15 protein-coding genes are annotated in these 12397 nt (G+C 37.0%); 10 read left to right on the forward strand and 5 right to left on the reverse strand.

Annotation, left to right across the window (positions count from 1 at the left end; all coding sequences use genetic code 11):
• The first annotated feature begins 109 nt into the window (after positions 1-109).
• On the forward strand, positions 110-1330 hold the full coding sequence (locus MHH44_RS17920; RefSeq protein WP_065216711.1) for a CaiB/BaiF CoA transferase family protein: 1221 nt from the start codon (positions 110-112) through the stop codon (positions 1328-1330).
• 11 nt (positions 1331-1341) lie between these two features.
• Positions 1342-2652 (forward strand): SLC13 family permease, encoded by a 1311-nt coding sequence (locus tag MHH44_RS17925; RefSeq protein WP_340799264.1) that lies wholly within the window; start codon positions 1342-1344, stop codon positions 2650-2652.
• A gap of 55 nt (positions 2653-2707) precedes the next feature.
• Here MHH44_RS17925 and MHH44_RS17930 read toward each other — a convergent pair whose 3' ends face one another.
• Together MHH44_RS17930 and MHH44_RS17935 are read right to left on the reverse strand one after the other, a co-directional pair.
• Positions 2708-3886, reverse strand: coding sequence for an ABC transporter permease (locus MHH44_RS17930; RefSeq protein ID WP_340799265.1), 1179 nt, complete (start codon positions 3884-3886; stop codon positions 2708-2710).
• A complete protein-coding gene (locus MHH44_RS17935) occupies positions 3870-4619 on the reverse strand; it encodes an ABC transporter ATP-binding protein (protein WP_340799266.1) in 750 nt (249 codons plus the stop codon). The genes MHH44_RS17930 and MHH44_RS17935 overlap by 17 nt, the downstream gene beginning before the upstream one ends.
• A gap of 396 nt (positions 4620-5015) precedes the next feature.
• Here MHH44_RS17935 and MHH44_RS17940 point away from each other — a divergent pair, with 396 nt between their 5' ends.
• The 5 genes from MHH44_RS17940 to MHH44_RS17960 all read left to right on the forward strand — a co-directional run bounded on the left by MHH44_RS17940 (position 5016) and on the right by MHH44_RS17960 (position 7630).
• Complete coding sequence (locus tag MHH44_RS17940; protein WP_008406458.1) at positions 5016-5435, forward strand: HIT family protein; 420 nt, start codon at positions 5016-5018, stop codon at positions 5433-5435.
• 180 nt (positions 5436-5615) lie between these two features.
• Entirely contained in the window at positions 5616-5984 is a 369-nt protein-coding gene (locus MHH44_RS17945; protein ID WP_008406460.1) for a YtxH domain-containing protein, read from the forward strand.
• A gap of 184 nt (positions 5985-6168) precedes the next feature.
• Complete coding sequence (locus tag MHH44_RS17950; RefSeq protein ID WP_173364531.1) at positions 6169-6732, forward strand: HTH-type transcriptional regulator Hpr; 564 nt, start codon at positions 6169-6171, stop codon at positions 6730-6732.
• Positions 6733-6871: 139 nt separating this feature from the next.
• On the forward strand, positions 6872-7411 hold the full coding sequence (locus MHH44_RS17955; protein WP_008406463.1) for a DUF3267 domain-containing protein: 540 nt from the start codon (positions 6872-6874) through the stop codon (positions 7409-7411).
• A 33-nt stretch (positions 7412-7444) separates the two neighbouring features.
• Positions 7445-7630, forward strand: a complete 186-nt coding sequence (locus tag MHH44_RS17960) for a hypothetical protein (protein ID WP_008406465.1) — start codon at positions 7445-7447, stop codon at positions 7628-7630.
• Between the two features lie 96 nt (positions 7631-7726).
• Here the strand turns inward: MHH44_RS17960 and MHH44_RS17965 are convergent, their stop codons facing one another.
• On the reverse strand, positions 7727-7837 hold the full coding sequence (locus MHH44_RS17965; protein WP_008406467.1) for a YjcZ family sporulation protein: 111 nt from the start codon (positions 7835-7837) through the stop codon (positions 7727-7729).
• 147 nt (positions 7838-7984) lie between these two features.
• Here MHH44_RS17965 and MHH44_RS17970 point away from each other — a divergent pair, with 147 nt between their 5' ends.
• Positions 7985-8833 (forward strand): peptidylprolyl isomerase, encoded by an 849-nt coding sequence (locus MHH44_RS17970; protein ID WP_008406468.1) that lies wholly within the window; start codon positions 7985-7987, stop codon positions 8831-8833.
• 195 nt (positions 8834-9028) lie between these two features.
• Here MHH44_RS17970 and MHH44_RS17975 read toward each other — a convergent pair whose 3' ends face one another.
• Positions 9029-9364, reverse strand: a complete 336-nt coding sequence (locus MHH44_RS17975; RefSeq protein WP_008406469.1) for a zinc ribbon domain-containing protein YjdM — start codon at positions 9362-9364, stop codon at positions 9029-9031.
• 250 nt (positions 9365-9614) lie between these two features.
• Here MHH44_RS17975 and serC point away from each other — a divergent pair, with 250 nt between their 5' ends.
• Positions 9615-10712: a 3-phosphoserine/phosphohydroxythreonine transaminase gene (gene serC / locus MHH44_RS17980; RefSeq protein ID WP_014822741.1), complete on the forward strand. Its 1098-nt coding sequence runs from the start codon at positions 9615-9617 to the stop codon at positions 10710-10712.
• A gap of 192 nt (positions 10713-10904) precedes the next feature.
• Here the strand turns inward: serC and yhaM are convergent, their stop codons facing one another.
• Entirely contained in the window at positions 10905-11840 is a 936-nt protein-coding gene (yhaM, locus tag MHH44_RS17985) for a 3'-5' exoribonuclease YhaM (protein WP_008406472.1), read from the reverse strand.
• A gap of 281 nt (positions 11841-12121) precedes the next feature.
• Here yhaM and MHH44_RS17990 point away from each other — a divergent pair, with 281 nt between their 5' ends.
• Positions 12122-12307, forward strand: a complete 186-nt coding sequence (locus MHH44_RS17990) for a YhzD family protein (protein ID WP_008406474.1) — start codon at positions 12122-12124, stop codon at positions 12305-12307.
• Positions 12308-12397 lie beyond the last annotated feature (90 nt).

Below are 12397 nucleotides of genomic sequence, written 5' to 3' on the forward strand. Positions count from 1 at the left end.
ATAAAACAAAATTAAAGAATAAACGAGAATAAATTTAACATTTGACAGAAAATTCTGTTTATTGTAACATCCTCAACAACAACATTTTCAATGATTAAGGAGGATGAGTATGACAAAACCACTAGAAGGAATAAGAGTGCTAGATTTAACAAGAATATTAAGCGGACCATACTGTACCATGCTTCTAGGTGATATGGGAGCAGATATTATTAAAATCGAATCCACTGAAGGAGACGATACGAGAAAATGGGGTCCTCCATTTCTCGAGAATGAAAGCGCATACTATTTGAGTGTTAACCGGAATAAAAGAAGTTTAGTCCTTAATTTAAAATCTCCTGAAGGAAAAGAAATATTTATCAAATTATTAAAAAATGCAGATGTTGTCGTAGAAAATTTCAGACCAGGGCAAATGGAAAAATTCGGTCTTGGTTACGAAGTGTTGAAAGAAGTTAATCCTAAAGTAATATTAGCATCTATATCAGGCTTTGGCCAAACTGGGCGTTATTCAAAAAAACCTGGTTATGATGTTATCGCTCAAGGAATGGGGGGCTTAATGTCAGTTACTGGTGAAGATGGCCGTGCCCCAGTAAAAGCAGGTTTTTCCGTAGCAGATATAGGCTCTGGAATGTGGGCCATTATTGGTATTTTACTAGCATTGAATAGTCGCAACCAAACTGGTAAAGGTCAATGGGTGGACGCTTCCTTACTGGATACAATGATTAGTTGGCAAACATTTTTGGCAACCGGATTTTTAGCTACAGGGGAAAATCCAAAACCATTAGGAAACGCCCATCAATCAATCGTACCTTACCAAGCTTTTGAGTCCGCAGACGGTTACTTTAATATCGGAGTAGGAAACGATTCACTTTGGGAAAAAATGTGTAGTTTTTTAAATTTAAAACACTTAATCAACCACCCTAACTATAAAACAAATAATGATCGGGTTCGTAATCGAACTGAACTTATTGCTATATTACAAGAGAAATTTAAATCGAAAACTTCTAAAGAGTGGATTGATATATTTGAATCACATGGAATTCCGGCAGGACCTATTTATAACTTAGAGGAACTCTATCAAGACGAACATGTCCATGATCGAGAAATGGTACAATCCGTTCCTCACCCAACAATTGGCGATTTAAAATTAACAGGCATTCCAATCAAACTTTCAGATACGCCTGGAGAAATAACCTCTCCCCCACCATTGCTTGGTCAACACTCTACCGAAATACTTGAGGAAATTGGCTATACGTTGGATGAAATAGAAAGACTATATAGAAATAACGTCTCAAGCACTACTCAACCACAGTACAAAAAACAAATTAGTTAGGAGGAATTAATATGAGTTTGGAATTATTCGCTATTATCTTTTTAGTCGGTATGTTCATCATTGGTTCAATCTTCCCAGTAAATATTGGTGTTCTCGGTTTTGTAGCTGCTTTTGTTATTGGCGTTCTTGTTTCTGGCATGGAAACTAAAGCTGTCCTTGGTGTCTTCCCGGCAGATTTATTTGTATTATTAACTGGAATTACGTTTATGTTCTCCATTGTTCAAAAAAATGGGACAATCGATTTAATCGCAAGTTGGGGGTTAAAGTTAGTAAGAGGAAACTTAGGGTTAATTCCATGGGTAGTTTTCTTCCTAGGCACAACACTAGCTGCGCTTGGAACATCTGTTGTAGCATTAGCTTCAATTTTAGCTCCTTTAGTTTTACGTCTAGCCTATAAATTTAAAATTAATGCACTAATGATGGGAACCTTGTTAATCGTAGGGTTAACAGCTGGCGCATTCTCACCTTTAAACTTATTCGGCCTTATTGTTAAAGGCGTTTTAGAAACTCGCGGTTTACCGCATGAACCTGTAATTCTAATGGTTAACGTTTTATTATTCTGCTTTGTAGTAGGTTTAATCGTGTTTGTTGTTTTAGGTGGTATTAAAAACTTCAAGTTAAGTTCAAAAAATGTTTCTGATGCACAACTTCGCACTGCTGCTGCATATGCATCTGATGAGGAATTTGATGAGGAAGAGAATATTTTTGAAAATGTAAAATTAGATTGGTATAAAGCGGCTACTTTAATTGGTATTGGCGTATTAATTTATATGGCATTATTCTTAGAATTTCATATGGGCTTCTCTGCATTTACAATCGGTTTAATTTTAGCGTTCATGCGTCCTTCTTTACAAACAGAAGTTGTTAAAGCCATTCCTTGGCCAGTAATTTTGATGGTAACAGGTATCGTTACGTATGTAGGCGTTCTTGATGCTATCGGTTCTATCGACTATATGACTGACTTAATTTCCGGTTTAAACAATTCATATGTTGCATCACTAGTAGCTTCTTATACAGGTGGTATTATTTCGTCTTTTGCTTCAACAACCGGATTCCTAGCTGCCATTATTCCTTTAGTAACACCTATTTTGGAAGATCCAACTATTTCTTCAACAGGTGTAGTAGCTGCAATTGCAATTTCTTCAAGTATAGTAGATTTAAGCCCATTCTCCACTAATGGTGCATTACTTTTATCAAACTGTAAGCCAAGCGAAGAACGCTCATTCTTCCGTAAACTATTAGTAATGTCTGGTATTTTCATTGTAATTGGTCCGCTTGCAGCTTGGTTACTATTCGTTGTAATCGGAGTACCTTGGGGGTAAAATTTAATAATTAAAATAAAAAATTGTCCACCTCGTATCGAAGGTGGACAATTTTTTATTTTGACATTCTCATCGTCAGTTCACTGACTGCAATAATGACAACCGGAATGAAATAAAACTGTGGCTGCATTACTGCACACAGTGTCATAATAATAGCCTGTACAATGCTCAATTGACGAAGCAGTTTTGCAACAGCCTGCTTTCTCGTATCACGGGGAATCGGGTAAAGCATGTCCATTCGGAAATCCCCTGCTGACATAAGTGCATACTTAAGCTGAAGCGTTGTCGCAAATGCCAGAGCACCGACAACAATCCAAGTTACAAACGGAATTGTAATAAATATGGCTACAACAGCTGAAATTGCTGTTAATCGCACCCATAAATAAAAATGGTCGTCTGTACGGATAAACGTACGGTAAATTAAATAGGCTTGCGTGTTTTCCTTTTTATAGCTGATCGCTTTATAGGCAATATCCAACCAAGCACGACGTTTTACAGAGCCCTTTAAATGCGGAACATCTGTGAAGTAGTTGGCAAAGCGGTAAAAACGCATCATTCGGTTTTGCTCGAGCTTAATGAAATGTTCGTAAGGTACTGGATTATCCTGCACTTTTTTCTTCAATGTAACTGTATAATAAGCCATCATAACGAGAAATACGATGCCAATCAAACCGTCTGCCAATGTCATTTGAATTCCGATAATAGACACAATTGCCCGTACGAAACGGTCCATTAGTACGGCATTCCCACGATTTGCATAACGGTAATTGAATTCGGCGCGCACATTAATAAATTTCAGCACCGCGATAAATAGAGCTGTCAGCCAAATTTCAGCTACGCTAAGTGTCGTAACTTCTTTCAATAACGGAATCGTTATAATATACAGAACGACCGGCAACAATAGCTGTGACCAAAACGTCCAGTTCATCGCCTTTTTGAAATAGTTCGGCATTTGGCTTTCTAGCGGCAATAAGTATACTTGATCGGGTTCTTTCAGCAATGTGACAGGTCTACTTAATGCAACTAAGAACCCGATCACAAGGGCAATGAGCCATTCTGCCGGAAAATCAGGCTGCACGACCTTCAGCCATTCACTATACTGATATCCCCCTGCCCCTGCGATAAAGACAAGGACAATCGCAATATGCCCTGTAAAGACGAAGCGCATATACTTCATCACTTCGCCGATGTAATGCTCGAAGCGCTTAGCCCATACACTATGCATGCTGTTCATTGTCCTGCTCCTTTGTCATTGCAATATACAAATCATCCAGTGTCGCAGTCGGCATATTGAACGCTTTGCGCAAATCATTCATTGTTCCTTGTGCACGAACACGTCCTTCATGAAGTAAGATGATGCGGTCACAATGTTTTTCTGCAGTCGATAAAATATGTGTCGACATTAAAATCGATGCACCTGCACGTTTTTTATCGTCCATTTGGTCAAGCAATGACTGGATGCCGAGCGGGTCTAAACCGACAAACGGCTCATCGATAATATACAGACTTGGATCGACTAAAAATGCGCACATAATCATTACCTTCTGGCGCATCCCCTTTGAAAAGTGCGACGGAAACCAATTTAATCGCTTCTCCATACGGAATTCCTTCAATAAAACTTCAGAACGCTCATTCAATGTTTTTTCATCTAAACCATATGCCATTGCCGTTAATTGTAAATGTTCTTTTAATGTTAATTCTTCATATAGTACGGGTGTTTCCGGAATATAAGAGAAGCTTGACCGGTACTTGTCCATATTCTCTTTTAACGTCACACCGTTTAAACGGATTTCACCAGAGCGTGGTAAGAGCGTGCCAATAATATGCTTGATCGTCGTACTTTTCCCCGCACCGTTTAAGCCGATTAATCCAACGAGCTCTCCTTTGTTAATTTCAAATGATAGATCTTGAATCACAGGTTTTCTCGTATAACCACCTGTTACATTTTGCAGTTGTAAAATTGTCACAGTCGTCACTCCTCTTTTCTAAAATTTAGTTTATCAAAAGCGAATAAAATTGAACACTGAATGCAACACTCAATTCAAAGAACATAAAGTGAAACTTCATTCAGCGGGGATTTTTTCCGGGAAATGCTGCCTCCGCCGCCACGCTTTAAAGGACCCGTTAACACGGTTTTAAAAGTAATTCTTTCATATAAGAAAGTAGTTTTCCAAATAATCTATGATAGAATAAAGAAAAATAATAGTATGTTCACCATAAATTGGGGTTGTACAGTTGATGTTCATTGCGGGCGCACACTTTCCGACGGATTCTGACCCACTGTATGCCTTTCAACTTACAATAACATTATTTTCTAACTTCTTATGGTGAAAATCAAAAATAAAAAAGGAGCGATAAATAAGATGAGTGATTGCTTATTTTGCAAAATAATTGCCGGTGAAATTCCAAGTATTAAGGTTTATGAGGATGAGCATACTTTTGCCTTCATGGACATTGCCCCGTTGACAAAGGGCCATACACTATTAATTCCGAAAACACATTGTAAAGATCTATTTGAAATGTCTGAAGATGTGGCACGTAATTTATATGCTGCTGCCCCAAAAGTTGCTAATGCCATTAAAGCTGCTTTTAACCCGGCTGGTATGAATACGATTAATAATAATGGTGCTGAAGCAGGTCAAACCGTTTTCCATTACCACCTGCATCTCGTTCCGCGCTATGACGAAAAAGATGGACTAGTGGTCAACTGGAATGGTCGTTCACAGGAATTCCCGCCAGATGTGCTTTCAACACTTTCTGAGGAAATTAAATCACACTTATAATTGCTCCACTCAGTTATGTCTACATAATTGTATGAGGAGACGATGGCCAGCATCTTTTTCATAAGTGAAAATGCTGGTTTTTCTTTTAGTACATTTTCCCACAATCTTTCCAATGTTTATCGGAAGATGGATTTGGAAAAAGATTTGGATAACAAATATAAATAAAGCGAGGTTAACAATATGAAAGCAAAATCATTTTTACTAGGTATTACAACAGGTATCGTTAGCGGTGCAGCTGTCATTTTATTTACAGCACCACAATCCGGGACGGCTTTACGACAAAACCTGTTGGAAAATACGAAAAACGTCAAATCCAAACTTCAAGATGTTCAATACGAACTAAATAATGTAAAGCAATCGATCACAACTTTAAAGGCAGAAGTCCAAAATAGTATGCCTAGTATAGTAAATGAATTAAAGGATAATTTCGCAAATTTCAAAACTCAGATAGAACCGGAAGCAATAAACTTAAAACAAGAAATAGAGAAATTACAGAATTCTATAAGTGAAATCGAGAAAAATATCCCTTCAACTAGAAATAACGAGTAATGAATACAAATTCATCACTATAACTTTAGAACCATCTAAAATAACAAAAATAGTCAATTCAATCCCAAATTTATCTTTTTATAGCATAAATCAACCAATGTTGAATTATTCCATTTTTCTAACTTTAAACTCTTTTCTTTTATTGCTATAATAATTTTAAAATGTTAAATGAAAGAAGAAGGTGATTGCTTTGACAGAAGATTTATACTCGCAAAGAGAGGCTATGTTATTTAGCCAAAGAGTCGCACAACTTTCGAAAGCACTATGGAAAGCTATCGAAAAAGATTGGCAAACATGGATTAAACCTTTTGATTTAAATATTAATGAACATCATATTTTATGGATTTCATATCATTTGAAAGGTGCTTCCATTTCAGATGTAGCTAAATTTGGTGTCATGCATGTATCTACCGCTTTCAACTTTTCAAAAAAATTAGAAGAACGTGGATTACTTACTTTCTCAAAACGTGATGAAGACAAACGTAATACATATGTGGAGTTAACTGATAAAGGCGCAGAACTCATTTTACGTATGTATGATCATTATCACGATACAGAACATACGATTTTAACAGGTGCATTGCCATTAAAAGAACTATACGGTAGATTCCCTGAGTTTTTAGATGTAATGGCCGTTATCCGAAATATTTACGGGGATGATTTCATCGAAATATTCGAACGTTCATTCTTTAACTTCAAAGAAACAATTGATGACAAGGGAAAGCCATCAATCACAACAACTTCATAAAATTTGTAGAAGAAATGTCGCCAATTTTAATTGATGACATTTCTTTTTTTATTGATTATAGTTAGTTTTATGTTTAATATTGTTTCGTTAATGGAAAAGCATAATACATCCTTTTCCATAATGTTTTAGGAGGGCTCACATGCATTGTTGGAAAACGATCAACATTGAGCGCGAATACGGTACGGGAAGACTTGTACTATTGGCAATCACTCTTTTCGTCCTTGTATTTTGCTTTTCATATATTGCATTTAGTTTTAATTTTAACGGTAAGCATATCGATCGCCATTTATGGTTAGTTTTATTAGTAATACCTTTTATTTATCCTATGCACAAATTATTACATTATTTCGCTCTTCTTCAGCATAGAAAATCACTGGTCATTCGTTTTAAGATTCAACATTTCATGCCAGTTGTCCGGATGCGCCTGCAAAACGGTATTCCGAAAAAATCTTATATTTTCGCACTTGTGACACCTTTTATTGTTATTAATTCAGCATTGATTGCGGGGGGCATTTATTTCCCTGAATATGCGCATTATTTTAGTGGTTTGCTCGCTTTTCACTCTTGTATTTGTCTAATGGATTTTTTATATGTGAAAAATTTAATGTATGCACCAAACAATGCTATAATTGAAGAAACACCAAGAGGTTATGAAATTTTAGTTCCTATTGATATTTAGGTTTTAATGATGCTTTAGAGGGGAGGAATAAATTTGTTACTACTTATTGTAATCTTATTCTCAGTAATATACTTATTCCAAATAAATCGAATGACTGCCGCATTATGCAGTCGACGTGAAATTCCAGAAGAAAAACAACCAAAAATTTTCCGTACGATTAATGTACTAATTACGATTTTACTTGTGAGCATGTATGTCGAAGTACTGCTAGCCGTTTAAAAAATTTTTTATGTTAATAGATTTTATCCATATTTACTTCGATAATTGGAAAAGGTGTGTTAAAAGCCGTAAAGACTTTTAACACACCTTGCTTTCTTAGTAGATGAAAGCTGCACCTACAATAATCAATAAGATAAACAATACAACTAATAGAGCAAAGCCAGAGCCATAGCCTGAGCCGCCGCCATTGTAACCTCCGCCACCCATATTGACACCTCCCTTCTCTCTTTCTCTCAATATCGTATGCGCCTGTTGTTACAAAACTTAGGCACTATACACATGCAACCATTTTGTTTTTAAATCGTTTATGTTATAGTTACAATTGCATTAAAGTTAAGTTAGGAGCGTATTCAAATGAAAAAGACCATTTTTGCATTAACAGTTGCTGCTTCAATCGGTTTAGCTGCATGCAGTAATCCAGGCGATGAAGTTGTAGTATCAACAAGCGTTGGCGATATCACTCAAGAAGAATTTTATAATTCAATGAAGGACATCGCTGGTGATCAATTACTGCAACAAGTAGTAGTTGAACAGATTTTAAACGATAAATATAAAGTAACAGATGAGGAAATCGAAGAAGAATTAAAAGGTGTAAAAGAGCAGTATGGTGAAAGCTATGAAGCTGTTTTAGCACAAAGCAATTTAACGGAAGAAACGTTAAAAACAAATATTCGATTCACATTGTTACAAGAAAAAGCATTAAAAGATGTTGAAGTAACAGACGAGGAAATCGAAAAGTACTATAACCAAGCATCTCAAGAATTAAACGCTCGTCACATTTTAGTGGAAGATGAAGAGACTGCAAAAGAAATCAAAGCTAAATTAGATGCCGGTGAAGATTTTGCGAAATTAGCAAAAGAATTCTCAACTGACCCAGGTTCTGGTGCAAAAGGCGGAGATTTAGGTTGGTTTACAGTTGGTACAATGGTGCCTGAATTCAACGATGCTGCATATGCATTGGAAATCGATGAAATCAGTGAGCCTGTACAATCTGAGCACGGTTTCCACATCATTCAAGTGACTGAGAAACGTGATGTTAAAGATTACGGTAAACTTGAAGACAAAAAAGAAGAAATCCGTGAATCAATTGCAGCTACAAAAGCTGATTGGAACACAAAAATGGCAGAGTTAATTAAAGAAGCCGATGTAAAAGTAAAAGACAAAGATTTAAAAGACGCATTTTCAGGCATTAAAGCTGAATAATCGTTGATATATAAAGTGAAAATTCAATCCGTGGGGTTCTTCATCCCCACGGATTTGTTAGTTGATCCAATCGGGCTTTTACGGGGAGTCGATCTCCCGCCTGACATTTTCGCCTTGCTTAAGTTTAGAGGCGCGAGATTTACTACCCGTTAATACGGGACAAAATGCGAGACCCACAAATGGGCCTCGCATTTTTTAGTTTTTCTTTACGAATTCCGATTTCAGCTTCATTGCACCGAAACCGTCAATTTTACAATCAATATTGTGGTCGCCTTCTACAAGTCGAATGTTTTTAACACGTGTTCCGATTTTTAATGTAGAGGAGCTTCCCTTTACTTTTAAATCCTTAACAACTGTTACGGTATCCCCATCAGCTAACAGATTGCCGTTTGCATCGCGCACGACTAATCCTTCTTCCACTGTTTCCTCCGATTGAGACCATTCATGTGCACATTCCGGGCACACATAATTCTGACCATCTTCATACGTATACTCAGACCCGCATTCCGGGCATTTCGGTAATTGTTCCATTTTTATATACCCCCTGTCTATCATCCCCTCTATACTCGCACAGATCCTTATTTTAAACAAGGTTATACAAGTAAATGGCTCTAAACACGAACATTCCTATTTCCTTAGTGACAAAAATCTATAAATTTTCTATAGGTTCTTCTCTTTTATGTTTATTAGAAAAATAATTTCAAGAATTTTCACATATTTGTTCCGAAAGGGTATATTATCAATTTATATATTCTAATATTAAAATTCAGGAGTGATTGCATTGACAGTAACGACAAAACGCGCATTTAACTTTAATGCTGGTCCATCGGCATTACCATTGGAAGTTTTACAAAAAGCACAGGCAGAACTAGTAGATTTTAAAGGTACTGGTATGTCTGTAATGGAATTAAGTCACCGTAGTGCTGAATTTGAAGGAGTACATAATGAAGCGATAGCAAATTTACGCGAGTTATATGATATCCCTGAAAACTATGAAGTACTATTTTTACAAGGCGGAGCAAGCCTACAATTTTCAATGATTCCAATGAACTTCTTAAAAGAAGGACAGAAGGCAAGTTATATCCAAACAGGGGCATGGTCAGAAAAAGCCTTTGCAGAAGCGAAGTTATTCGGGACACCTGTAGAGGCAGCAAGCTCAAAAAGCAATAACTACAAAAATATCCCTGCTCTATCGGAGATCCAAATCGATGAAGAGGCTGCATACCTTCACTTAACATCGAACAATACAATTTTTGGTACTCAATGGAAAACGTTCCCGACTACTGGGGATCTTCCATTAATTGCAGACATGTCTTCTGATATTTTATCGAAGAAAATTGATGTATCAAATTTTGCCATGATTTATGCGGGTGCACAGAAAAACCTAGGACCTTCAGGTGTAACGGTAGTCATCATCCGCAAAGAGTTTCTTGAAAAAGCAAATTCAAATATCCCGACAATGTTGAAATACGCAACACATTCTAAAAATAACTCGCTGTACAATACCCCTCCTACTTTCGGAATTTATATGTTAGGTGAAGTATTGAAATGGGTGAAAGCTGAAGGTGGCTTAGAAGCAATCGAGCAGCGTAATGAAGAAAAGGCGAAGTATATTTATGATGTGATCGACAATTCCAATGGTTTCTATTACGGGCATGCAACTGAAGATTCTCGTTCATTGATGAACATTACGTTCCGTGTAGCAGATGAAGAGCTGGAGAAGAAATTCCTTGCTGAAGCAAAAACAGCCGGGTTTGTCGGTTTGAATGGTCACCGCTCTGTAGGAGGCTGCCGCGCTTCTACTTACAATGCGGTCCCACTTGAAACATGTAAAGCCCTAGCTGATTTCATGGTAAAATTTCAGCAGGATAATCAATAACAATTAAAGCCAAAATAATCCTCCCCATAATTAAAGGCCGTTCAAATTTACTCTGAGTAAAATTGAACGGCCTTGTTTTTATATCTGTCTTGTAGATGTTGTTCTCCGTTACGGAGGACGCTTTTCTTCGGACCGGGGTCACAAAAACCAGTTGGTCACAAAACGTGAGCCACAGGATGGAACCGAGGCAGCTTAAATCGTCGGCTTGTAGAATGAGCGGTTATCTAACGGGAATAGACGCTCTGTAAATTCACCAGGTTTTGTTTTATCAAGGGCACGAGTCAGCATATTCATCTTCGCATCAATATTATCAATATAATGTAAAATTTCCGCTTCTTGAATCATAGGCTTTTTCGGGCTGCCCCACTCTTCTTTACCGTGATGTGACAATACTAAATGCTTAAGCAGCATCACTTCTTCTCCTTCGATTTTCAGCTCATTGGCAGCTTGACCAATTTCATTGACCATAATGGATATATGACCAAGCAGGTTGCCTTCCACCGTATACATTGTACCTACTGGACCGCTCAGCTCAATGACCTTACCGATATCATGTAAAATAACCCCAGCATACAATAAATCACGGTTTAATGTAGGATATAGATCACAAATCGCCTCACTTAATTTGAGCATCGATACAACATGGTCAAGTAAGCCTGATGCATAGTCATGGTGATTTTTAGTTGCTGCAGGGTAAATCAGAATTTGGTCTTGATATTTTTTTGTAAGATTGCGTGTAATACGCGAGATATTCGGATTTTGAATTTGAAAGAAGTACTGTGTCAGCTCTTCAAATAATTGTTCCTTTGGCACCGCAGACGTCGGCAAAAGATCGCTGATTTGAACGCCTTCCTCTTCACGTGCAGGTCGGATTTGTTTCACACGAAGTTGGTTTTTTCCACGGTAGTCGTGAATCTCTCCCCCAACTTTAACAATTACCTGTGCCCGGTATAAATTTTCATGTTCCTCGTTTGTATCCCATAGCTTGGCTTCAATATCGCCGCTACGATCCTGTAAAATTAGTGACATAAAAGGCTTGCCGACAGTCGTTACACCTTTTTTTGCTTCTTTAATCAATAAATATTGGTCCACTTGTTCACCAGGTTGGAGTTTTGTAATTCCATTCACAAGTAATCGCCCCTTTATAACTCTATTACAATTTATTGTAACATGTATATGCGTTATTTACCGATTAAAAGACTATCAATTGCGACTCCCGCTAACGAATGCTAAATTTTTTCGCAAAATAGCGTTTAACAAAATAAAGATTCGGGTAAATATTGAAGGATTAAAATGTTCATGAACCGTTCATAAACTGCAAATATTTCTCGAAATATGTTAGCTGTTTCGTGAATTATCGGAAAATTTCTAGTATAATTATATTATCTTGCTTATAAAGGGTGGTTTAAATGGAGAATTATCGTTTTACTGCATTTGAAAAAACTGGGGAAACATTATTTGATGAAGTGTGGAATTTCGCAAACGATGACGCAGCAAAAATCGAAGGTCAAAAGCAAATCGAAGAAAAAGGTATTGCTGAAAAAACTCACCGACTAGTAAATTCATCTGGTAAATTAATTTTATTCCACGTTTAAAAACGTACATAAAGTATAACTTCAATCCGTGCGGTGGGGGTCCTTCCTCTGCCGCTGTGCTATCTAGAAAACTAAATTACTCCCCGTTAA

It is taken from the genome of Solibacillus sp. FSL K6-1126 (assembly GCF_038003445.1).
GTDB lineage: Bacteria > Bacillota > Bacilli > Bacillales_A > Planococcaceae > Solibacillus > Solibacillus silvestris.